Source organism: uncultured Roseobacter sp. (assembly GCF_947488185.1).
Lineage (GTDB): Bacteria > Pseudomonadota > Alphaproteobacteria > Rhodobacterales > Rhodobacteraceae > Roseobacter.
In genome coordinates this window covers 489,937-511,512 of the sequence record NZ_CANKYM010000002.1, presented here as the reverse complement: position 1 = coordinate 511,512, position 21,576 = coordinate 489,937, and the positions used below count along the sequence as shown (strand labels likewise).

General features: G+C 58.6%; 21 protein-coding genes and 1 tRNA gene. 10 read left to right on the top strand and 12 right to left on the bottom strand.

Annotation, left to right across the window (positions count from 1 at the left end; genetic code table 11):
• Positions 1-25: 25 nt before the first annotated feature.
• Both cas9 and Q1A52_RS08510 read right to left on the bottom strand, forming a co-directional pair.
• Positions 26-3,355, bottom strand: a complete 3,330-nt coding sequence (gene cas9, locus Q1A52_RS08515; RefSeq protein ID WP_300013546.1) for a type II CRISPR RNA-guided endonuclease Cas9 — start codon at positions 3,353-3,355, stop codon at positions 26-28.
• 272 nt (positions 3,356-3,627) lie between these two features.
• Entirely contained in the window at positions 3,628-4,326 is a 699-nt protein-coding gene (locus Q1A52_RS08510) for a hypothetical protein (protein WP_300013543.1), read from the bottom strand.
• A gap of 655 nt (positions 4,327-4,981) precedes the next feature.
• Here Q1A52_RS08510 and Q1A52_RS08505 point away from each other — a divergent pair.
• Together Q1A52_RS08505 and Q1A52_RS08500 are read left to right on the top strand one after the other, a co-directional pair.
• On the top strand, positions 4,982-5,275 hold the full coding sequence (locus Q1A52_RS08505) for a hypothetical protein (protein WP_300013541.1): 294 nt from the start codon (positions 4,982-4,984) through the stop codon (positions 5,273-5,275).
• Positions 5,272-5,433 (top strand): hypothetical protein, encoded by a 162-nt coding sequence (locus Q1A52_RS08500; protein ID WP_300013538.1) that lies wholly within the window; start codon positions 5,272-5,274, stop codon positions 5,431-5,433. Before Q1A52_RS08505 ends, Q1A52_RS08500 begins: the two co-directional genes overlap by 4 nt.
• A 296-nt stretch (positions 5,434-5,729) precedes the next feature.
• Here Q1A52_RS08500 and Q1A52_RS08495 read toward each other — a convergent pair whose 3' ends face one another.
• The 4 genes from Q1A52_RS08495 to Q1A52_RS08480 all read right to left on the bottom strand — a co-directional run bounded on the left by Q1A52_RS08495 (position 5,730) and on the right by Q1A52_RS08480 (position 10,240).
• The gene (locus Q1A52_RS08495) at positions 5,730-6,434 is read right to left on the bottom strand and encodes an SDR family NAD(P)-dependent oxidoreductase (protein WP_300013535.1); all 705 of its coding nucleotides are present in this window, start codon (positions 6,432-6,434) and stop codon (positions 5,730-5,732) included.
• 42 nt (positions 6,435-6,476) lie between these two features.
• Complete coding sequence (locus tag Q1A52_RS08490) at positions 6,477-7,823, bottom strand: NAD(P)/FAD-dependent oxidoreductase (protein WP_300013531.1); 1,347 nt, start codon at positions 7,821-7,823, stop codon at positions 6,477-6,479.
• A 53-nt stretch (positions 7,824-7,876) separates the two neighbouring features.
• Entirely contained in the window at positions 7,877-9,532 is a 1,656-nt protein-coding gene (locus Q1A52_RS08485) for a pyridoxamine 5'-phosphate oxidase family protein (RefSeq protein ID WP_300013528.1), read from the bottom strand.
• An 87-nt stretch (positions 9,533-9,619) separates the two neighbouring features.
• Complete coding sequence (locus tag Q1A52_RS08480; protein WP_300013525.1) at positions 9,620-10,240, bottom strand: glutathione S-transferase family protein; 621 nt, start codon at positions 10,238-10,240, stop codon at positions 9,620-9,622.
• A 163-nt stretch (positions 10,241-10,403) separates the two neighbouring features.
• Here Q1A52_RS08480 and Q1A52_RS08475 point away from each other — a divergent pair, with 163 nt between their 5' ends.
• Positions 10,404-11,291: a LysR family transcriptional regulator gene (locus Q1A52_RS08475; protein WP_300013522.1), complete on the top strand. Its 888-nt coding sequence runs from the start codon at positions 10,404-10,406 to the stop codon at positions 11,289-11,291.
• A gap of 398 nt (positions 11,292-11,689) precedes the next feature.
• Here Q1A52_RS08475 and Q1A52_RS08470 read toward each other — a convergent pair whose 3' ends face one another.
• From Q1A52_RS08470 to Q1A52_RS08445, 6 genes are all read right to left on the bottom strand, one after another.
• On the bottom strand, positions 11,690-12,715 hold the full coding sequence (locus Q1A52_RS08470; protein ID WP_300013519.1) for a tyrosine-type recombinase/integrase: 1,026 nt from the start codon (positions 12,713-12,715) through the stop codon (positions 11,690-11,692).
• A 110-nt stretch (positions 12,716-12,825) separates the two neighbouring features.
• Entirely contained in the window at positions 12,826-13,251 is a 426-nt protein-coding gene (locus Q1A52_RS08465; protein ID WP_300013516.1) for a helix-turn-helix domain-containing protein, read from the bottom strand.
• Positions 13,251-13,463, bottom strand: coding sequence for a helix-turn-helix domain-containing protein (locus Q1A52_RS08460; RefSeq protein ID WP_300013513.1), 213 nt, complete (start codon positions 13,461-13,463; stop codon positions 13,251-13,253). The genes Q1A52_RS08465 and Q1A52_RS08460 overlap by 1 nt, the downstream gene beginning before the upstream one ends.
• A gap of 98 nt (positions 13,464-13,561) precedes the next feature.
• Positions 13,562-14,473: a hypothetical protein gene (locus Q1A52_RS08455; RefSeq protein ID WP_300013510.1), complete on the bottom strand. Its 912-nt coding sequence runs from the start codon at positions 14,471-14,473 to the stop codon at positions 13,562-13,564.
• Between the two features lie 12 nt (positions 14,474-14,485).
• Positions 14,486-15,706 (bottom strand): site-specific integrase, encoded by a 1,221-nt coding sequence (locus Q1A52_RS08450; protein ID WP_300013507.1) that lies wholly within the window; start codon positions 15,704-15,706, stop codon positions 14,486-14,488.
• A gap of 124 nt (positions 15,707-15,830) precedes the next feature.
• Positions 15,831-15,920, bottom strand: a tRNA-Ser gene (locus Q1A52_RS08445).
• Between the two features lie 22 nt (positions 15,921-15,942).
• Here Q1A52_RS08445 and Q1A52_RS08440 point away from each other — a divergent pair.
• Genes Q1A52_RS08440 through Q1A52_RS08410 form a run of 7 tightly spaced genes read left to right on the top strand, consistent with a single transcriptional unit; the run spans position 15,943 to position 21,573 of the window.
• Positions 15,943-16,131: a hypothetical protein gene (locus Q1A52_RS08440; protein ID WP_300013504.1), complete on the top strand. Its 189-nt coding sequence runs from the start codon at positions 15,943-15,945 to the stop codon at positions 16,129-16,131.
• A 28-nt stretch (positions 16,132-16,159) separates the two neighbouring features.
• On the top strand, positions 16,160-17,005 hold the full coding sequence (locus tag Q1A52_RS08435; protein ID WP_300013501.1) for an SPOR domain-containing protein: 846 nt from the start codon (positions 16,160-16,162) through the stop codon (positions 17,003-17,005).
• A gap of 21 nt (positions 17,006-17,026) precedes the next feature.
• A complete protein-coding gene (locus tag Q1A52_RS08430) occupies positions 17,027-18,196 on the top strand; it encodes a D-alanyl-D-alanine carboxypeptidase family protein (RefSeq protein ID WP_299777567.1) in 1,170 nt (389 codons plus the stop codon).
• On the top strand, positions 18,193-18,831 hold the full coding sequence (gene tmk, locus Q1A52_RS08425) for a dTMP kinase (RefSeq protein ID WP_300013498.1): 639 nt from the start codon (positions 18,193-18,195) through the stop codon (positions 18,829-18,831). Before Q1A52_RS08430 ends, tmk begins: the two co-directional genes overlap by 4 nt.
• Positions 18,828-19,934, top strand: coding sequence for a DNA polymerase III subunit delta' (locus Q1A52_RS08420; RefSeq protein WP_300013495.1), 1,107 nt, complete (start codon positions 18,828-18,830; stop codon positions 19,932-19,934). The genes tmk and Q1A52_RS08420 overlap by 4 nt, the downstream gene beginning before the upstream one ends.
• Before the next feature lie 32 nt (positions 19,935-19,966).
• Complete coding sequence (locus Q1A52_RS08415) at positions 19,967-20,773, top strand: TatD family hydrolase (protein WP_300013492.1); 807 nt, start codon at positions 19,967-19,969, stop codon at positions 20,771-20,773.
• The gene (locus tag Q1A52_RS08410; protein WP_300013489.1) at positions 20,773-21,573 is read left to right on the top strand and encodes an MBL fold metallo-hydrolase; all 801 of its coding nucleotides are present in this window, start codon (positions 20,773-20,775) and stop codon (positions 21,571-21,573) included. Before Q1A52_RS08415 ends, Q1A52_RS08410 begins: the two co-directional genes overlap by 1 nt.
• The last annotated feature ends 3 nt before the right edge of the window (positions 21,574-21,576 follow it).

Below are 21,576 nucleotides of genomic sequence, written 5' to 3'. Positions count from 1 at the left end.
AACCCTCCATTTCGGGCCCGATAAGTCACCTGCAAACTCTCACCTTACCATGCGGTATGGTGTGTTCCTTCCCCAACTCATCAATCCGCACCCGACGGGCGCGGCGCACCTTCAGCTTTGATATTGTAGCCAAATCCCAGCGAAAGTCATCTTCCTTGTCGTCATGACGCTTTTGCAGGTCACCAGCCTCATTCAATCCGCAGAGATAAATACGACTGTTGCTTGGAGCGAGACGAACAACACGTTTGATTGAATTGCTGTCGGGAACAACCGCACCTTCGTCATCGTCCCAGTCAAAAAGCTGCAGCGTGTCTTCTTTGTGGACGCGCATGATAAACTTGGCATTGGGATAAAGATCTCGCCAGTGGCGCTGTTGGCCCGCGTTAGCATCCCAGACCGTCAGAGCGTGGCACTTCCAGACACCTTCAACCTCGATGATATCCAGACAGGCATTTTCGCCGGGGACCATGTATTTTTCTGGTTTTCCATTCTTACCAAGGATTGGCAAGACGCTGTCCTTTACTGACAAAACACGCAGACTCTTGTGACCTGTCTGGCGGGACCATTCGGTCAATAGTTCCGTCCGAAACCTTTCCGCTTCCTTTGTTGGCAATCCAGTTTTACGCGACGGGGCCGTGGCCTCCAGAAGGTCATTTCGCAAGGAAACGTCGCGAACCTGCGCAATTTCCTTTGGCGATAACCCTGCAACTGGTTTTCGCCGCACCACCACTTTCTTACCATTGCCAATAGATAGGTTGGCCTGATTTTCGGGAACATCTTTGACAAGCCCGTAGGCAAAATCCTCGTGCAACCTGCCACTGGTCTGAGACGGGTCAGAACTATCCGCATGTACGTGACGTGGGCGGTGGCTGACCCGCACGTCGCGAATGGCAGTCATCACAGCATCTCTGAAGCCTGAAAACGGTTCGGGCGGCGCTGGTAGGACGCGCGCCAGGTTGTCCGCCTCGTGCAGTTTGGCCGCCTTTTGAAGCCGTGCAATCATCCCTCGGTCGATCACCCCGATAACAGCGGCATCAATAGCATGATGGCGGTGATCGTTGCGGTTTTTGCGATTGTGGTCGCCGAGGTTCAGTCCCCAGCGATGGCGCAATAGAGCTGTCATTCGTCCCGGCAAAATCCACACATGACGCCGCTCCTGTCCGTCAAGGTCCGTCTTATCGAACAGGGTTTCGGCATAGCTGCGTACCACCCGGGCAAGATATCCTGTGGCGTGCAGCTGGCGATCTTCGAAGCTTTTTTGCTCTTCAAAAACCTGCATTGCGTCAGCCCGGAAACGCCAGGCTTTGTTGCGTGGCAGGTGTTTGGTGCGCTCAATCATCTGCTCTTGATCAAAAATGCCGCGTTCCGCTGCTGCGCCCGGCGATAATTTGCCTTTGCGCCGGTTCTCGTCCCGGAAAGCTAGGGTTTTGTTCGGGGGCGAGTTGTCGAGTGTCTCGCCATAGGGCAAGATGTGTTCGACCTCGACCGCGTCAGAATGAAGATCGACTAGGCTGATCTGGCGGCCGGTGAAAGGGCTACACCTGTCCGCCACATTGCGGCCGAGTTCCTCCCAAAGCCGCATTTTGAGAAACATTTCGCCCACGCGTTGGCCAGGCTCAAGATAGCCGGCTTCTTCCAGATCCGCGCGAAAACGATTATTTCGCTTTTCATTGGCCTTGATCATCTTGTCGATCTCGTCCTTTTCCCGCGACGATTTTCCCAGGTCTCGGGTGGCTTCCAGCAACACCTGGGCCGGATGGCCATATTCCTTGATCAACATATTGACGACCCTACGAAACTGGTTCAGGGCGATATGCACGGTGGGGTTGGTGATCTTGCCTAACCGGATGTCGTGAGGGTCGTCTGGGTTGTCAGTGCCATTTCCGAGGAGGCGCTGTATATGGGGCAATTCGTTATAGAAGGGCAGGCGGTTGAGGCCCTTCTCTGGTCGGCTGTCGGTGAAATCGATACCGGATAGCAGCGGTGCCCGCTCAACGGCTTCGTTGTAGGTGATGACGTCGCCGCGTATTTCTGCAACCATCGCCTCTGTCGCCTCGTGGCAAAAACGCAGGTGACCGTCCGGCAAGCGCACCTTTTCGACCGAAGACGCGGTTTCGGGGTCGAGGCCAAGCGTGCCGGTGAGCCAATCGATCAACGCTTCGGGATCTTCGGCATTGGCTAGCTTCTGCAGAACGCTCTCGCGGGTGGTGGTGTCATAATCAGGCCAGAAATCCGCCAGTGGTCCGGGCTTTCGTTTAGTACCTAGCAAAGCGGCAGCAACTTGATTGAAGTGAAGATGTTTGAGGCCACCCGTCTCAAGGTTTAACTTGTCTGACCCCTTGCTTGACGAAAGGCCAAGCGTTTTGCGCACCCCGGTCCAGGTTAGATTCTGCCCTCCATTCAGGCTGTTGAAAAGGACACGGTGCTTGTCGAGATCAAGCCTCTCCTCAACCCCGTCGCGGATGATCCGAAGATTGCCAAGCTGCTGGAGAATCAGAAACGCCTGCGCGGCGGGATGCCATCGCGCCAGCCTAGGCTTATCAGGGAAAAAGGTACATCGACCCGGAATGACCGGCCGTAACGGACGTTGAAAGAAGATGGTGCCGTACAAACGATCACGGACAGTTTCGTTTAATTCTGGATGGTGCTTTGCCTGCTCTGTCCAAATCGCATCAAATTCTGCCACGAGCATATCGCGGGTCGGATAGAAGTCGTAGTGTTTTTCCGTACCCTCGCCTTGCGGACGGACACGTACACCATCCCCGGTCTTCAAACGTGACCATAGGTAGGCGCCATAGGTCTTGTGGCCGCCTAAGCTGAGCTTCTTTGCGAGGTCCTTCGCCCCACGTTTGATCAAACCGTCGTCCTTCTCATCCGGATCAGTCTTTCGGTTACTCGCAAATCCTCGGTGCTTAGAGATGTGCCACAAGGCGCGCCCAAGGTCATAGAGTGATATCTTGCCAGCGACCGCGCGCGCCCTCAGCCGGTAAGGGTTGCGGCAGTCACCATCGCTTGCATCGGCACAAGATTGATTGGAGTGCGAGCAGGTGAACAAAACATCTCGAGCCTGACCAGCCGTAGGCAGGAGGCCGGTTTCAACCAAATCGTTTTTCAATCGCTCGCGCCGCGTTAGCCGTCGGCCGTATTGGCGTCGCGCCAACCTGGGATCCCGCCGTGCTGCAGCGTTCGACTGCTTCCCGTCAGACGTCCGCCCGTCGTCGAAAAGGCGAACCCCCAAGTTGCACAGACCTACAGGTTTGCCTTTGCGTTGCGTTTCCCAAAGCGCTGCGTCGAGGTCATAGATTGCCCATCCAATGGATGTCGTTCCCAAATCGAAAGCAAAACGTACCGGCATGAAATCCCCTTCAACTCTTGACGTCAGAAGGAGAGTAGACCACGCTTCGTATATCTTCTAGCAGAAGAAGCCTCGTGGTCTTTCCCGCGATAAGGTGAAATATCCACGAAGTTGGGGCGGGCTGCGGCCCGCCTCTTTCGTGCCACGGTGTAAATTTGCGGTGGCAAAGCAGGAGAACTTTCCCACCCCTGTCCAATGTCGGCTGTGCGTGCTGGGGCTGCAGCATTGGACCTGCATGGTCAACGGCAGCTCCGGGCCGGCCTTGAGCCTGGCTAGTCTATTGTTTCTTGCTTTCTTTTTTTCATCAAACTGAAGCGCTCGATGCGCACTCGCGCGATTTCCAAAGCGTCAACGTTTGGACAGGTCTCTGGGAAATTGTAGTGCCCTGATCCCCCGAAAACGAGATAGGCGGCAGCGTCATAGACTGTTGCCGCCCATTGTTCGTCGTCGTAAGTCCCGATGCTCATCGTGCCAAAGTTGCCCCTAATTTGCGTACGCCACTTGAAGCCTCCATTTGAGGTAAGCGATTTGATCACTCCTTTGTAGCGAGATGAAGTGCCTTTCTTGGGCCTTCGATTTAGCATCACCGATTGGCGCCCGATACGGTACTCCAAATTGCACAACCGGCAATCCAAACTCTGCTTGTTCGCAAACGAAACGTGCTTTAGCTCGTCATATGAACGCTCTGGATGTTCGAGCTTCAGAACGTATCTCTGAAGCGAAATTCGCCTACCATCAATGTCAGCAACAGCATAAACATGATCTCCGCGCGAAAAGACTGCATACCACCGCTGCAGTTGAACGGGCATTTCGAATTTTTGGTCAATAACTGCTACCAACTCCCGGCTCGTTGGTATGACGGCTATTTCGCCCACATCCAGTGTTCTGATCAGGGAGTTTACACTTCCTCTGATTTCTTCAACTTTTTTGACCATCTGACGAATTCCCACCTTGGAATACTCGGCTACCATAGATGGCAATGGATACTAAATCAGAACTCTTCACAATGAACTGGCCCGTCGGCAATCATGATCTACAACTGCGATCAGTAATCCCAGAACTCACGAGAAACGGTTGTTGGGATTGCTTATGGCAGCAATGAGGGCTGCGACCGCAGCATTCTGACAAGGTGTTCAATGACTGGTATGGGCCGTTCTTCGATGGCCGATCGTAAAGATAAGTTGTCGAACGCTGCGACAGCGGTGACATAAGCATTCAGCCAAGCGGTCTTCGGCGAGGCTGGCCTTCAATGCTGTGCTTTCAGGCGAACTTAGTATCTTGTAGGTTGAAGAATGCCTGATCCATCCGTAGAGCTTGCTCTGCTCGCCGTAACAATGCTCGTCTTGGCGTAGTTGGTACTGACCATCATCCCAACCCGGATCGACGGCTGGCATTGGGAGTATCGGAAACCCGATCAGTCTGTATTACTACCGCCACTACCTGCCGTCCCGACACAAGAGAAAGGTGATCCTCGTGCCTGAGATTGCAGAAACTGTACTCGGCTGCTTGGATGCGGGTGCGCAAACGGCGCCATTTAGCGGCCGGAATGAGGGATTGACGCTGGAGCGAGCCTACGAGGTGACAGCGGAGTTGAGGGCGCTTCGGGAAGCACGCGGCGAGAGACGAGTGGGACGTAAGCTCGGCTTCACGAACAAGAGGCTCTGGCCCGAATTCGGGATCGATGCACCGATCTGGGGCGATTTATTCGACACCACGGTGACCGAGAAAGGCATGCCATGGCAGTTTGCCGCTGCCCGGGCCACCGAACCAAAGATCGAACCGGAGATCGCGTTGGGCCTTGGTAAGACACCCGAGCCTGGAATGGATGCGGCGTCTCTTCTCAGATGCGTTGACTGGGTGGCGCATGGCATCGAAGTCGTCCAGTCCATCTATCCCGGCTGGCGCTTTCGCATCTGGTGAAGTTGCTCTCGCGGGATCCGAACAACCCGCAACTGCTGCCAGGCGAATTTGTGACCATTGGAAGTGTCACGCTCGCCTACGACGTCTCGGCCGGACAGGTTTGGCAAACCGCACTGGAGGGTATCGATATTCCTCCGCTGGAGATTGAGTTCATTTAGCCTGCGGTAGACATAACTCGTCTCACACCATCCATCGGGCTGCATCTCTATGACTTGAAATGCAGTTCGAACAAACTCAGACCCGTTGGATCGAAGGACGGATCATACGAGGCGCCTGACAAAGCAAAACAGGCCCGAGCAGCTGACAAGATAGCTGGTGCTGCGAACGGCCCGCTTGTCTGCGTATACGTCATTGGCTTATTAAGATTGCTGCGCCGCGCATCAATGTCCGGTACCTGGAAATTGGAAGGCCGGAGCCTTGGATGGTTGAATGGCTGGTAAGGGCCGTCCGTCGCTCACCACTTTTCACCGTAGGGTCGCAGTTCTACGTCAAACGACCAAGTAGATCGGTCTTGATTGGCGACATGGAACACCTCCTCTGCTATGGCATCGGGTTTACTGAAGAAATCTTCGGGCGCGTCCGGGTTGAAGGGCATACGGGTCCAGGGCGTGTCGATGGCGGCATCGATGACCACATAGGCTACATGAATGCCCTTTGGCCCCAGTTCCCGGGCCAGGGATTGGGCAAAGATCCTCTGGGCCGCCTTTGTCGGGGCAAAGAGCGCGTAATTGGGGACCCCGCGCAAGGCCGAGGTATTGCCCGTGACCACGATGGCACCGCTGCCACGTTCAACCATTGCCGGGGTCAGTTCACGCGCCATGTAAAGCAGGCTTGTGGTGTTGACCCGGAAATTGCGTTCCAGTTCTGTGGGGTCGACCTCCATGAAGGGTTTGAAGGTGGCGCGAACGGCGTTGTGCACGATCACCTCGGGCGTGCCCATCTCCTCCTTCACTTGTCGGCAAACGCAGACAAGCTGATCGAGATCCTCCAGGTCGAAGGCAAAGGCCTTCGAGCCGGGCAACTCTCTTTCAAGGTCGCGCAACCGGTCCTTGTTGCGCGCCAGCAGGGCCACGCGATAGCCGTCGCGCGCAAATCGGCGTGCGACGGAACTGCCGGTGCCATCGCCGACACCTGTGATCAGACAGACCTTGTCATGCATGGTAAATCTCCTTCTTGAAGTGACGTGTCTTTGCCCACGCCGTCAGAACAGGGACTTGAGGTCCGCCGCGAAGGTCGGAAACGCATAGAGCGAGGTCTTGAGATCGCTGGCGGAAATGCCGTGGCGCATGGCCATGGCAAAGAGATGGATCAGTTCCTCGCCGTGATGACCCAGAACATGGGCCCCCACGATCCGGTCGCTGGTCTTGTCGACCAGCACTTTCGACCAGGCCGCTGTTTCGGCATAGGTCTTGGCGGAAAACCAGCCCGACATGTCCGATACCGTCACCGCGACATCGAGGCCTTTCTCCTTGGCCTCGGCTTCGCTCAGCCCGACCGTGCTGAGTGTCGGGACCGTGTAGACCGCACTCGGGATCACGCTGTAATCCGGATTTCTGGTCGGTCCGTTGACGATGTTATGGCCGACAATTTGGCCTTCGTAAGTCGCAATCGGAGACAGCTGGGGGGAGTGTTCCAGAGCATCACCGGCAACCCAGACCGACGGGTTCGAGGTCGAACGCAACGTGTCGTCGATCAGAATGCGACGCCCGTCATGCGCAATATCCCCGGTCTCGAGGTTCAGGCCGTCGATATTGGCGATGCGGCCCGCGCCGTTGACGACACGCTCGGCGGTGACGCTTTGATCGCAGCCATCATGGGAAAACTGCACCGTGAGACAGTCGCCTGTCTTCTCGATCGCCGTGACCGAGACCCCGGTCTTGACGCTCACACCGAGGCGCTCGGTTTCAGCCCGAAGCGCGGTTACGGCATCAGCATCGAGACGCGGCAGGAGCTGCGGCAGCGCTTCGAGGATCGTCACCTTGACGCCCGCGCGCGCATAGACATGGCTGAACTCCATCGCGATGACACCGCCGCCGATGAACACGACCTCGCCCGGCAGCGTCGGGTCCGACAGAACCTCGTCCGAGGTGATCATGTGTTCGGCGCCGGGGATCGGTAGCGGCCTGGGTCTTGATCCCGTCGCGATGACGATATCCTTGCCGGTGATGACCTGCCCGTCGACCTCGACGCTGTTAGGGCCGGTGAAACTGGCAAAACCGCGATAAACGTCGCCGCGCTTTTCGGCCAGGCCGAGCATGGCGTCCGGGATGAAGCCGATCAGGTCCTTTTCCCGCTCGATCAGCCGGGCCCAGTCGAGCCTTGGTTCGCCGACGTTAATGCCGTGCACCGGGGCCTGCTCGATCTCATGCAAGGCGTGGGCAGCGGCGACCAGCACTTTCTTAGGGGTGCAGCCGCGGTTGGGACAGGTGCCGCCGAAATCGCGCGCTTCGACAAAGGCGATGGACTTGCCCGCCTCGTGGGCGATGGCCGACACGCCGAACCTGGCATTGCCGCCACCGATAATCACAATATCATATGATTTAGCCATTTTCTTTTTCTCCTGGAGCTATGGCCCCGGCGGTCTTGGTTGATCGGGCGCGATCACCCCGCGGGGCCGAAACTTTCGGTGTGAATGTGTTCCGGGAGTACGCCCCGGCCTTGCAGATCCGCCTGCAATGTGCCCATAAATTTTGTGGGCCCGCAGATGAAGTAATGCGCGTCGACATTGTTGATCAGCCGCGCCAGCAGCGCTCCGTCAATGCGTCCGTGACTGTCATAATCGACCGCGATTTCGTCCTCCAGGCCGGGCTGGCTGTAGGCGACATGCACGGTGATGCCCGAGCGGCTAGACGCCAGGTCACGAACCTCCAGCGCCAGCGGGTGATGCTGTACGTCTCTTGCGCCATGCACGAACCAGACCGGGCGGTTGCCTCGCTCGCCCGCAACCGCCTGCAGGATGCTCATCATCGGCGTGACGCCGACGCCAGCGCTGACCAGAACCAGCGGGCACTTGTTGCAGGTCATTACGAAATCCCCCGCGGGCCGGCGGCTGTTGATGATCGCGCCCGGTTCGAGATGGTCATGCAGAAACCGGGAGGCGATGCCTTTCGGTTCGCGTTTCACGGTGATGCGGTAGCGATGTTCATTCGGCCCGTTGGACAGCGAATAGGTGCGGCTGACCGGTTCGCCGATCCCAGGAATGTCCAACTCGATCGGCAGGTGCTGACCCGGTTCGAACCCGGCCAGGGGTCCGCCGTCCCGCGCCTCGAAGACGAAAGAGGTGACATCGGCACTCTCGGGCGTCTTTTCGACAAGCCGGATTGAGCGGACCGAATCCGCGTCCGTTGCCCATCTGAGGCTGGCTGCCGATCGTGTCTCGACAACCTCGTCGATCTCCAGCGTCACCAGCCGGCGCGCGCCGGGAAACCGGGCGAGCGCACCGCTGTCCCAGTCGATCGAGGCTTTGCCGGTCAGTTGAAGAAAGCTGCCGCTTGCGAAATCGACGAACAGAAGCCCGGCCTTGGGATCAAGGAGAATATTGCCGATCGTGTTGAAATGGTTGTTGCCCGCGTAATCCGGAAACCGCAGCCGCCTGTCATCCGGCACCTCGACGAAACCCCGGTCGCCGCCGCGATGCGAGGCGTCCATCCCGAAGGTCGCGCTTTCACCCTCGCCGCGATAGCCGCTGGCGATGAAAAACGTGTCCGCGGACGCAATCCACCGGGCCTGCTCGGTCGTCAGCCGTCGGCCTCTTGTGGTTTGGCAGCGAACGGCACCTGCTTCACGGCGCCAGTTTCGTTCGCGAATGTATTGCGGGCAATTGCCGAAACTCTGGTCGACACGAAAATCGAACCCGGTGGCGGTGACCCCGGCCGCGCGGCCATTGACGCGGTTGCGGCGCCGGGTGGCCAGTTCGATGCCGAGAATGCCGATATCGCTGCCGGGCAGGATGCTGTCGTGCAACGCGTCACCCGGTCCGGGCAATGCGCCGATCGAAAGCGCCTGATTGTCGGGCGACGTGATAAATCCGTCGGGCCCTTCCAGCAAGGTGACCCAGGGTCGGTCCTGTCCGTCCCGCGCGGCAACGACCAGAAACGGCAAGGCGGTGTGAAACTCGCGGTGCTGTTCGGGCAGGTGATCGCGGACGACCTGTCGTGCCCAGTCTTCGATGCCGCGGACTCCCAGCCGTTCCTGAGCCAGGTGTTCGCCCTGGTGGAACGGGGACATGCTGATGTCGCTCTGAATGGTGTCAGGCATCGGAATTCTCCTTGCGCCGGGATGGCGATCTGGTGACTGCAGGCGGGTTAGACTGCGCCCGGTCATCGGACCGGGCGCATGGATTCCTCAGGCGGCCAGGCCGACCTTGGTGCCTTGCATGGGGACGAAACCCGGCAAGGCTTCGACACGGCTCAGCAACCCGCGGATATTGGGATAGTCGGCAAGCGAGACGTTCCCCTCGGGCGCATGCGCCGTGTAGCTGTAGATCGCGACATCGGCGATTGTCGGTGCGCCACCGACCAGCCAGTCGCGCCCTTCCAGATGCGCTTCGAGACGCGCGAAGGCGGCTTTGGCCACCGCCTTGGGGCGTTCGGCGTCCAGTTGGGCGCCAAAGACGGTGACCAGCCGCGCGGCTGCCGGGCCATGGGCGATATCGCCGGCAGCCAGAGACAGGAACTTCTGGATCTCGGCCTCGCGGATGGGTTCGGCGGGCAGCCAGTTGGGGGCATATTTCCGCGCGAGATAGACCAGTATGGCGTTGGAATCCGCAACGGTCACGTCCCCGTCTTCGATGACGGGAACCTGCCCGGCCGGATTGAGCGACAGAAATGGTTCCTTCTTGTGCTCGCCAGCCATCAGGTCGACATCGACCAGTTCATGATTGATGCCGCCGAGCTTGGCGAAAAGCTCGACCCGGTGCGAGTGGCCGGAAAGTGGATGACGGTGAATGCGGATGGCGTTTGGCATGGGTTTTACCTTTCGGAGGGGTTTCCTTGGCTGAGCACGGGTGAAGTACTCACAGGCAGAAACATGCCATATGGCCAATTCGTTGATAATCGCATATTTTATTCAATAACTATGAACAAATTGGGTATAATACACATCAACAGAACGACGAAGGAGCGTTGCAGTGGACACGATTGATACGATGCGCTCCTTTCTGGCCGTGGCGCAGGAGGGCTCGTTCACCGCCGCGGGCAAACGTCTTGGCCTCTCGACCAAGCTGGTCAGCAAATATGTGGCGCAGCTCGAGGGCAGGCTTTCGACCCAGTTATTCAACCGGACGACAAGAAGCGTCGCCCTCACGGATGTTGGGATCGCTTATCTTGAACGCTGCCGCCCGATCGTCGAACAGATCGACGAACTCGACGACTTGGTACAAGAAAGGCAATCCGCTCTGGCCGGCCCGATCCGCCTGACCGCACCGACCGGGTTCGGCAGCACCAATCTGACCCAGGCCCTCGCACCCTTCATGAAGGCGCATCCGGATGTCGACATCGATCTCAGGCTCTCGGATGCCAGGGTCGCCCTGGTGGAGGAGGGTTTTGACCTGGCCGTCAGGATCGGCGTGCTGCGGGATTCGACCCTGATCGCCAGGAAACTGGCGGATATGCCGCTGATAGTCTGCGCATCACCGGCCTACCTGGCCGCCAACGGCCATCCCGGCGATCCGATGGCGCTTGCCACCCATAGCTGCCTGATCGACGAAAACCCGGCGGATGCCACCGCCTGGTGGTTCCGCACCGGTGCCCGGGATTTTGTGGTCAAGACGGCCGGTGCCTTTCATGCCAACGCGCCGGCCGCGATTGCGAACATGGCGATTGCGGGGCTCGGCATCGCGCGCTGTCCGCAATATGCCATTGCCCGGAGTCTGGCGGACGGATCGCTGGAACAGCTTTTTCCCGAGTATGAGACAGAAATTTTCGGCCTTTACGCGCTTTATCCGCCCAATCGCCATCTGACCGCACGTGTACGAGCGCTAATAGATCATCTGGCAAGCCATTTCAGGTCCTATTGAGGAATAGGCGAAGTCACACCGCTTTGAAATAGGAGGTTTTTTCCACGTCTGCCGATGTTCACTGCAATCTCGTTCCCTGCAGTAAACAGTCATTGGGGTACTGGAGGCGAAAGCTAAATTTTCCCCCCTTATCAAATGTGTAATCCCTCGTAAATGCTGCACTTTGCACGAATGTCTGCAATGCGGAAGCCGCATCGCAGCGATCAATGGATCGGTGAAGGTCTCCTTTGGGCCGTTCTTAAAGCTTTGCAAAGTCCGCTTTCTGCGCATTGCGACCTTCTCGTGAAGCGCCGTGATGATCAGTTCACGCCCACAAGTCTTTGGTCACAAGCGCCGATCACTGGTGGCGACCGGCGTCTAGTTCTGGTGCCTTCACGCAAACATGTTTGCTTTGCCTTTCAATTGCCGTCTCCAAGTCCAAGGATTATCTCGCGCTGGGCGTCTGATGAAACGGGCATGTAGCTGGAAACGGTTGTGACGGCGCTGGAATGGACCATATTCTGCGACCATGCCTTGAAGGTTTCGCGCGTGGGGCAGAGTTTGTCGCCATGCAAGGCCAGCATATGCCGGAAGCTGTGCGGCGTGTAGGCGGGCAGTTGCACCAACGTGAAGGCTTCTTTCACGATTTCATTGAGCGGCCCCGTGCTGGCGAATGGCAGGCGGGAAAGCCCCGACGCCCGAAAACCGTTAGAGCCACACACAATTGCCGTCTTGGGGAAAAAGGCGTCTTCTGGCCCGAACATCAGGTCTTCGATCAGGTGAGTGTTATAATCCGCCAGCGCGGCAACATAGTCTTCACCCATAGGAAAAAACGTGGTGATCATGGTCTTGGCGTGTTTGGTTTCTACTTCGCGCGCGTCCTGAAACACGGTCCTGCGCTCAAGGTCGACATGTTTCACGCGCAAAGACGCGATAGCGCCAATTCGGGCACCTGTAAGAATCAGCAAGGCCATCAGGGCCTTGTCGCGCTTGTTTTGGCTCGTGACGCTGGGCATCGCGTCAAAGGCGCGTCGCACATGACCCACGGCGGGGACAAGGCGCGGCGTCGATGCTTGTGCCGCCCGAGCATCCTTGCGTGACGGTTTCAGATACCGCCAGTCGCTGCGCCCAATCGTACGTTTGTAGCCTTGCTGCGCGCCTGCCCATCGAAAGAACTCACGTACCGCACGCAGGGTCGTGCCGATGGTCGCCCTGGACAAGGGCTTGCCTGTGCGGCTGTTTTTCGCCGTGTCCAGCCAGTCCTTGAACGCTATCGCCTGTTCCTTGTTGAATCGTTTGAAAGACTTACAGCCCGTGCTTTGCTCGAACTGGCGCAATGCGGTCATGGCCTTGTCGATGGTCTTGTGGTCCAAGCCTTCACCGTGGCGCAGAACATCCTGGTATTCGAGCTTCAAACGCTCATTATCAGGGTCAAACTTTTTCATGTGCTCAAGTCCTTTCTTGAAGAGGTTTTTCAGTCCATGCAGCCTTGCGCAAAAGCCCGTCTGTTTGATGGCTCTAAACTGTGCGTTTAAGTGAGGGATGGCGGGTTAGTTTAGGCTTGTTTCCTGCCGTTGCGCGCAACAGGCCCGGAAAGGTCATAGCGGTCCCGCTCAGATGCGCTGCAAAACCGCCCCATCTTGGACGTGCAGACATTGCAAAGCGCGCTCAGACGCCCGGTGGAATTGGTTTGGGAGTGATACTGAATAGAGCCTTCCAAAGGCTTGCTTGGCCCCTTGCAGCGCATGCAGGCGAATTGATCCGGGGCCATCTGCCACCTGCTGCGTGCTTTGCGGCGCGCGAGGTAGTCGATGATATCCGCACCTCGCACCAGATGGGGGCGCTTGTCCTTGATCAGACGCAGCCCGTCCTTTGACCATTTCCTGAACGTCGGCTCAGAAACACCTACCAATCGCGCCGCCATTCTGACCACGTATACGCGATCCTTGCTGATCCCGCGCAGGTGTTTGGGACGCCCCATCACGCCGCCCCCTCTTTGCTGGGATCAACCCGGTTTGCTTCTGCCCATGCGTTGAGATCAGCACCGCGATAGATGATCTTGCGACCCAGCTTGTAGAACGCCGGGCCAATGCCCTTGTGACGCCACTGCGCCAGCTTGTCGCGATCTCCGATCAGTTCGAGTTCGGAATCGCCAAGAACGTAGTTTCGGTGTTGCTCGAATAGGTTTGCCATGTTTCCAATCCTGCTTTGTTAGATTGGTGGCATCTGAACACGTCAGAATTGCTTTGAGAACAAAACAGGAAAGTCGCAAACTCGGCCTTGTGAAGGTGTTAGGGATCAGACCTTTTGGCCAGCATTTCAGCGATCCGCTCCTTAGTCGACTTCGACGCAGAAAGCGGCTTCTGGTCGACACCGAGCCCAAAAAAACCTCCCAAGAGTGCGTTCGTTGGCGGGTTCCAATCGTCTTCGGTCAGTTGCCCAATCGCCCATTCTGCAGGGTTTCTGACTTTGGCCTTGATATTCAGTAACTGAAATACCCGCTCCAATGATCTACCGTAGTCAGTGGACGGGTGGTTGCCTTCGCGGGATGTGCCGAACGTCGGCTTGGACCGCGTCTCCTTTGCGTAGATGCGTGCAAACCGAAGTGCGATGGTTCGGGCATAATAGTTCGGCGGGCGACTACTAACGGTCCAATACTCTTTTTCTTGATCTTTCAACTCGTTAAGTCTCTGATTATAAACACTACTCAGATGAATCATGAAAATTAGTGAATTATAGTACAAACCGGTTTGCATGATGTTTTTCATGACCAGATCGCTTGCAGTCTCGATAGATTCCGGCTGTCCAATTGATTTGGCGAGCCGGTCCATCGCCGTCTGAACGCTGATCGTCATCTTGGAGTGTTCGGGGTCTCCCTTGTGCTGCGATCCGATGAACTGTTCTAGTACCGCCCTGATATTATCGTTTGCCTGTTCAATGGCATTCTTCTCGCGCAGGAATTCCTTTTTCGTATCGTGAAAATTCGGCTTCGAGATATCCAGACGCGGGCCGATAGGTGCCAGCGCATTTCCACTGCTGTATCCGAACAGGTCATCGGTAAAGGAATTCAGGGCATCGACTTGTTCTTGCGCTATAATAAAGGGTAGTATTGCACCCCCCTTAGTGCATTTCAACAATTGGCTTCGATGTTGCTGGATGGCACATGAGATCCAAAAGGTGGCCCGTGACACATCTTTGCGCATTTACTTTCATTGCTAACCACTGATCTGGATCACTTTTCCAGGCATATCCGCCACAAAAACCGACCACCGTTCCATCAAAACCCGTCGCTTCTCCAGCAGGTCAGATCGCGCGTAGGCGCGTTCCACGTCTGATCCGACTTGATGCGCTAAACTCATTTCCGCTACCTCACGAGGCGCGTTTGCCACCTCAGAGGCCCAATCGCGAAAGGTGGACCGGAATCCGTGGACCGTGACACCTTCGACTTGCATCCGGCGCAGGAGCATCAACATCGACATATTGGACAGCGGCTTGTGACGTTTCTGTCCTTCGAACACGTAGTCGGACTGCATCGCGCGAAGAGGCTCGATGATCGACAGCATTTCTTCTGTGAGCGGCACGCGGTGATCCGCGCCCGTTTTCATGCGGTCGGCAGGGCAGGTCCAGACGCGCGTCTCCAGATCGATCTCACCCCACTGCATGCCGAGCACTTCGCCCGTCCGCGACCCCGTCAGGCAGGTGAACATCAGCGCTTTTGCCGCCATAGCATTGCGGGCCTTCAGATCCGCATAGAAGGCGGGCACGTCGCGCCAGTGCATCGCCCTGTGGTGCTTGACCTTGGCCTTGACCTTGGGCAGCGCCTGCGCGTCCTTGATCGCCGTGACAGGGTTTTCGCCCGAACGGAACCCCTTGGACCGCGCCACATCCAGCACCGTCTTGATCCGCTGCGCCAGCCGTTTCGCAGTTTCGTGCTTTTCGGTCCAGATCGGGGCAAGACACATCATCACTTCGGGCTGTTCAACACTATCAATTGGCATGCGTCCAATCTTGGGGAAAGCATAGTCGCGCAATGTGTTGATCCACTGCTGACCATGCTTGGCGTTCTTCCACGTCGGCATCCGGTCGATATGGACCTGCTTGGCGAACTCTTCGAAGGTTGGAATGTCGCGTTTGGCATTGAAACGCGGATTCAGGCCGGTCTTGGCCATGCGCCGATATTCCAGCGCTCGCTCGCGCGCTTGGTTGATCGTGACGATATCAGCGCCACCCAAGCCAAAGTCCGTGCGCAGCGGTCCGCCTTTCTTGTTCTTCTGGCCTTTAACCACCACCCGCACGATCCAACGCCGCGCACCAGACGGATCGACGACAAGATACAACCCATTGCCATCCCCATGCCGACCGGGGCCAAGGTTTTCCACGAGTTTCTTTGTCAGCTTGCCGGATAGGGCCATTGAAAATACCACATTCTCTACCACTCAAGGAAAGAGTATAGGCACCATCGAAAGAAACTCAAGACAATGATGGAACAGCGCAACCTCCTGCCAAACCAAGAAAAAGGCCGCCCAAGGCGACCCAATCATATTTAGGAAAATATGATAGTGGCGGAGGAGGTGGGATTCGAACCCACGGTACGCTTTCACGCACGCCGGTTTTCAAGACCGGTGCATTCGACCACTCTGCCACTCCTCCGGCTGAACCGTCCTAAAGGTCCATGAACGATTCTGAAACCGGTAAAATCCATGTCTATTCTTTGGGGAATATCGCCGATTTGATGCGCAACATCTTCCCAGACCGTGCAAGCCAAGGTACACTCCCGCCAAAGAACCCTATTCAAGGGACAAAAAACGTGCCGGAAACCCGGAAAACAGGCAAGGACTATCATTATGGGCGGCGATATTAACCCCTTTCGAAATCCCGCATTTAAGGTCATGACAGGGCTTTTTGCCTTGAGCATATTGGCCGGTTGTGACGATGCTGGCTCCTTTAGCTTTAAAGATGTTTTTACCCCCAAACCGGAAGCGACCGAAGAGGCCGTGGAAGCTGGTCCGGCGGCAACAGTAATCGAACGCGATGTGGAAGCGCCTGAGGTGTTTTCAGCAACCGAAGCCGGCCTCTGGGACGGTCGCCCATCCTTGGGCGGTGTGTGGGTGGCGCATCCCGATGTGACCGAACCGGAACGCGTGATCATTCGCAATCAGACCAATGGCCAGTTCGTCGTGGGCGCTCTGTTCCGCCGCGAGCGTGACATCCCTGGCCCACGCCTGCAGATGTCTTCTGACGCCGCCGAAGCGCTTGGCGTGCTGGCTGGCGCGCCCGTTGAACTGGACGTGACGGCCCTGCGGAAGGAAGCCGTGGAACAAGCGCCGCCCATTGCGGAAGAACCCATCGCAGAACCAGCTGAAATCAGCGAAACTTCACTAGACCCAATCGCCGCCGCCGGGGCAGCGATTGACGCATCCGAACCGACACCAGTTACTCCCGCGGCAGCGGCTCCAGCCCCATCCGCACCGGTCATCGAATCCAGCCTGCCAAAATCCACATTGAAAAAACCCTTCATTCAGATTGGAATTTTCAGTCAGGAAGCAAATGCAGAACGCGCCGCCAAGCAGATGCGCGGCGCAGGTCTGATCCCCACGGTGAAGCAGCAGGAAGCCGGCGGGAAGCCATTCTGGCGCGTCGTTGTTGGACCAGCGACAACAGCGGCGGAGCAGAAAAAACTTCTGTCGACCATCAAGGGCGAAGGCTTCTCTGACGCCTACGCCGTGACAAACTAACTGATTGAGGAGCTTGTCGCCATGATCCGTCTTGCCGCAGCCCTTCTGGCTCTCAGCCTTTCGGCCACCACCACCGCCGCGTTTGATACGCGGGCCACTTCCGCCTTCGTCGTGGATCAGACAACTGGGACTGTTCTGCTCAACAAGAATGCAGATGACCCGCTGCCACCGGCGTCCATGTCCAAGCTGATGACGCTCTATATGGCGTTCGAAGCAATACGGCGCGGCAAGGCCGATGGCGGTCTGGATCTGAATGAGGAATTGCCGGTGTCCGAGCACGCGCAATCCTACGGCGGTTCCAGCATGTTCCTGCGGTCTGGCGAACGGGTATCCGTCGAAGACCTGATCCGCGGCATCATCGTTCTATCGGGAAATGATGCCTGCGTCGTGATTGCCGAGGCGCTGTCGCCGGACGGCACCGAATATGGCTTTGCCCGCCTGATGACCCAGCGTGCGCAACAGCTGGGTATGACCAATTCCACCTTCAGCAATGCAAGCGGCTGGCCGCAACCGGGTCACCTGATGTCGATGCGCGACCTGGCTCTATTGGCCAATCGTCTGATCACCGATTTTCCGGAATTCTACCCGCTTTTTGCCGAGACGGAATTTGAGTTCGACAACCGCGTGCCCAGCAACAAGCGCAACCGCAACCCTGTTCTGACCATGGGCATCGGTGCCGATGGGCTCAAGACCGGCCACACCGAAGAGGCGGGCTATGGTCTCACCGGGTCTGCGAAACAGGGCGACCGGCGGGTGATTTTCGTGATCTCCGGCCTCGACACGGTGCAGGCGCGCGCGCAGGAATCCCAGGCCATCGTGAACTGGGCCTTCCGCCAGTTTGCCATGCGTCCCCTGGCGACGGCGGGCGAGCAATTTGCCCAGGCCAATGTCTGGATGGGCAGCGAGCCCACGGTGGGCCTTGTTGCGGCTGAAGACATCAGCATCCTGATGCCGGCGCTGGCCGCCAACGAAATCGAGGGCGAAGTGGTTTATACCGGACCGGTGAATGCCCCGATTAAGGCCGGAGACCAACTGGCGGAGCTGGTGTTCACGCTGGAGGGCCTGCCGGAGACACGCTTGCCGCTGGTGGCGGACCGCGACATTGCGGCGGGCGGGTTTGTCAGCCGCGTCAGCACCGCAGCACTGGTGCTTTTCAAAAAGCTCGTTCAGGGACCTGAGGAGGCGACGTGAGCGCAGACACGCGCGCGACGGACAGGTTCATCACCTTCGAAGGCATCGACGGCTCCGGAAAATCCACGCAAATCAAGCGATTGGCCGCCCATCTGACCAAAGCCGGTCATGATGTCGTGGTCACGCGTGAGCCGGGCGGCTCCCCGGGCGCGGAGGAAATCCGCGCGCTGGTGTTGCAGGGCGATCCAGACCGCTGGTCGGCGGAGACGGAAATCCTGTTGTTCACTGCCGCCCGTCGGGACCACATGGAGCGCACCATCCTGCCCGCGCTAAAGGCCGGAAAAATCGTGCTCTGCGACCGGTTTGCAGACAGCACACGCATGTATCAGGGGCTGTCCCGGGGTGATCTGCGCGGCGTCGTGGATCAGCTGCACAGTCTGATGATCAAGCGGGAACCGGACCTGACCCTTCTGATCGACATGGACCCTGCGGTCGGCCTGTCCCGCGCCCTCTCGCGACAAACGGTGGATGAACGGTTCGAAGCCTTTGGCGAAGATCTGCAAACCGCCATGCGGCAGGGGTTTCTCGATCTGTCCAAGGAATTCGCAGACCGTTTCCGGATCATTGACGGCGCCCGCGATGTCGACGCCGTGGCACAAGACATCGCCACGCTGGTGGATGCGGAACTGGCATGAGCAGACCGGATCAGATCGAAGGTGCGCCGCATCCGCGCGACACGCCCACCCTCTTTGCTCAGGACGTGGCAGAGCAGACCTTTCTAGACGCCTTCACGACCGGGCGCTTGCATCACGCCTGGCTGCTGACCGGCCCGCGCGGCATCGGCAAGGCCACGCTGGCCTGGCGCATCGCGCGGTTCCTGCTGGCGACACCGCCGCTTGAGGACGATGGTCTCTTTGGTGCACCGCCGCCGCCGACATCGCTGGCGATTGACCCCGAACACCCTGTCGCCCGCCGCATCGCCGCCGGGGCAGAACCGGGTCTAAAGGCCATCACCCGCACGCCAAACCCGACGACCGACCGCATGCGCGACCAGATCGTCGTGGATGACATCCGCGCGCTGGCCGGGTTTTTCCAACTCTCGGCCACCGACGGCGGACGCCGCGTGGTGATTGTCGATGCGGCAGATGACATGAATACCTCTGCAGCAAACGCACTGCTCAAGATGCTCGAAGAGCCGCCTGAGAGGGCCACGCTTTTATTGATCAGCCACCAGCCTTCCGGCCTTCTGCCAACGATCCGCTCGCGCTGCCGGACTCTGCGGCTCAATACGCTGTCGGCGGAGGACATGGCACGGGCCTTTGATCAGGCCGGTATCGATGTGGGGGATGCCACCGGGGCGCTGGCAGAGCTCTCCGGCGGATCGGTTGGCGCGGCCATCCGGCTGTCCCTGCTTGACGGTCTGAAAACCTATGCCGATCTGGTCGCCCTGATCCAGACCCTGCCGCAATTCGACCGGGCCGCCGCCCTGAAGCTGGCCGAAGCAGCTGCGGCGCGCGGGGCAGACGCCAAACGGGATCTTCTTTTTGAGTTGATCGACCTGCTGCTGTCGCGCTTGGCCCGCACCGGTGCAACCGGCCTGGCACCGGGGATCGAAGCCGCCCCCGGGGAGGCTGCGACCCTTGCCCGGCTCGCCCCGGATCAGGCCGCGGGCCGTGCCTGGGCACAGATTGCTCAGGAGACCGGCGCGCGGGCGCGCCATGGGGTTGCAGTGAACCTTGACCCTGCCGCTCTGGTCCTAGATACCCTCATCAAGATTAGCCAAACCGCCACCGGGTAAGCTTTGCCCGGTCGCCGAACGACCGGACCGGCATGACCGACACGCCTCAGATCACCGACAGCCACTGTCATCTCGATTTCCCCGATTTCGACGGCCAGCATGACCAGATCGTCGTCCGCGCGGCAGAGGCGGGCGTGACCCGCATGGTCACCATCTGCACGAAGCTGAAAAACGAACCGGCTGTGCGCGCGATTGCCGAGGCGCATGCGCCGGTTTTCTATGCCGCAGGCACCCATCCGATGAGTGCCGCGACCGAGCCGATGGCAACGGTCGATCAGCTGATCGTCATGGCCCGGCATCCGAAATTCGTGGGCATCGGCGAGACGGGGCTGGACTACCACTACACGGCGGAAAGCGCTGAGGTGCAGCAAACCTCGCTGCGCGTTCACATCGAGGCCGCGCGTGCCACCGGCCTGCCGCTGATCATCCACGCCCGCGATGCGGACGACGACATGGCCCGCATCCTGAAAAAGGAACATCAGAACGGCGCATTCACCTGCGTGATGCACTGCTTTTCCTCCTCAGCCGCGCTTGCGCACGCCGCACTTGATCTGGGCTTCTACCTGTCGATGTCCGGCATCACCGCTTTTCCGAAATCCGGCGCGTTGCGCGAGATATTCGCCGCCGCGCCGCTGGAGCGCATTCTGGTCGAAACCGACGCGCCCTATCTTGCGCCACCCCCCTTCCGGGGCAAGCGCAATGAACCGGCCTACACCGCGCAAACGGCAAAGCGCGGTGCCGAAACAATGGGCATCAGCTACGGCGCATTCGCGGCCCACACACAGGCCAATTTCGATCGGCTCTTTTCCAAGGCAGCGCAATTCGGGATCCCTGCTTGATGGCTGACATGCGCGTGACCATCCTGGGCTGCGGATCCTCTGGCGGTGTGCCGCGTCTGGGCGGTCACTGGGGCGATTGCGATCCGTCGAACCCGAAAAACCGCCGCCAACGCTGTTCCCTGCTGGTGGAACGTCAGGACGCGGGCGGCACCACCACCGTGTTGATCGACACATCCCCCGATCTGCGCAACCAACTGCTGGCAGCTGAAGTCGGGCGGCTCGACGCCGTCATCTACACCCACGCCCATGCGGATCACGTGCACGGCATCGACGATCTGCGCATGATCGTTTTCAACATGCGCGCCCGGCTGCCGGTCTGGGCGGATGCGCCGACGCGGGATGCGCTGATGCAACGGTTCGATTACGCCTTCGTGCAGCCCGAAGGCTCGACCTATCCGCCCATCCTCGACATGAACCTGATTGACGGGGACGTGACCATCGAGGGCGCCGGCGGGGCCATCACCTTTAGACCGTTCGAAGTGGACCATGGCGGCATGGACGCGCTTGGCTTTCGCATTGGTGATCTGGCCTACCTGCCGGATGTCGCACAGATCCCGGACGCTGTATGGCCGATGCTGGATACGCTTGACTGCTGGATCGTAGACGCCCTGCGCCGGGATCCGCACCCGACGCACGCCCACCTCGCCCAGACGCTGGAATGGATTGATCATGTTCGGCCGAAACGCGCCGTGCTGACCAATATGCACATCGACCTCGACTACGACACGCTGATGGCCGAAACACCCGCTCATATCGAACCGGCCTATGACGGGCTGACCCTCACCTTCCCCGCGCCCTGATCT

What these genes read in the sequence shown, in the direction of transcription:
- Q1A52_RS08420 (WP_300013495.1), top strand. Translation starts at nt 18,828, where the DNA reads ATGAGCAGACCGGATCAGATCGAAGGTGCGCCGCATCCGCGCGACACG.
- Q1A52_RS08485 (WP_300013528.1), bottom strand. Translation starts at nt 9,532, where the DNA reads ATGCCTGACACCATTCAGAGCGACATCAGCATGTCCCCGTTCCACCAG.
- Q1A52_RS08465 (WP_300013516.1), bottom strand. Translation starts at nt 13,251, where the DNA reads ATGGGGCGTCCCAAACACCTGCGCGGGATCAGCAAGGATCGCGTATAC.
- Q1A52_RS08460 (WP_300013513.1), bottom strand. Translation starts at nt 13,463, where the DNA reads ATGGCAAACCTATTCGAGCAACACCGAAACTACGTTCTTGGCGATTCC.
- Q1A52_RS08435 (WP_300013501.1), top strand. Translation starts at nt 16,160, where the DNA reads ATGACAGGGCTTTTTGCCTTGAGCATATTGGCCGGTTGTGACGATGCT.
- Q1A52_RS08495 (WP_300013535.1), bottom strand. Translation starts at nt 6,434, where the DNA reads ATGCATGACAAGGTCTGTCTGATCACAGGTGTCGGCGATGGCACCGGC.
- cas9 (WP_300013546.1), bottom strand. Translation starts at nt 3,355, where the DNA reads ATGCCGGTACGTTTTGCTTTCGATTTGGGAACGACATCCATTGGATGG.
- Q1A52_RS08415 (WP_300013492.1), top strand. Translation starts at nt 19,967, where the DNA reads ATGACCGACACGCCTCAGATCACCGACAGCCACTGTCATCTCGATTTC.
- Q1A52_RS08410 (WP_300013489.1), top strand. Translation starts at nt 20,773, where the DNA reads ATGGCTGACATGCGCGTGACCATCCTGGGCTGCGGATCCTCTGGCGGT.
- Q1A52_RS08470 (WP_300013519.1), bottom strand. Translation starts at nt 12,715, where the DNA reads ATGAAAAAGTTTGACCCTGATAATGAGCGTTTGAAGCTCGAATACCAG.
- Q1A52_RS08510 (WP_300013543.1), bottom strand. Translation starts at nt 4,326, where the DNA reads ATGGTAGCCGAGTATTCCAAGGTGGGAATTCGTCAGATGGTCAAAAAA.
- Q1A52_RS08480 (WP_300013525.1), bottom strand. Translation starts at nt 10,240, where the DNA reads ATGCCAAACGCCATCCGCATTCACCGTCATCCACTTTCCGGCCACTCG.
- Q1A52_RS08440 (WP_300013504.1), top strand. Translation starts at nt 15,943, where the DNA reads ATGAACGATTCTGAAACCGGTAAAATCCATGTCTATTCTTTGGGGAAT.
- Q1A52_RS08490 (WP_300013531.1), bottom strand. Translation starts at nt 7,823, where the DNA reads ATGGCTAAATCATATGATATTGTGATTATCGGTGGCGGCAATGCCAGG.
- Q1A52_RS08455 (WP_300013510.1), bottom strand. Translation starts at nt 14,473, where the DNA reads ATGCGCAAAGATGTGTCACGGGCCACCTTTTGGATCTCATGTGCCATC.
- Q1A52_RS08430 (WP_299777567.1), top strand. Translation starts at nt 17,027, where the DNA reads ATGATCCGTCTTGCCGCAGCCCTTCTGGCTCTCAGCCTTTCGGCCACC.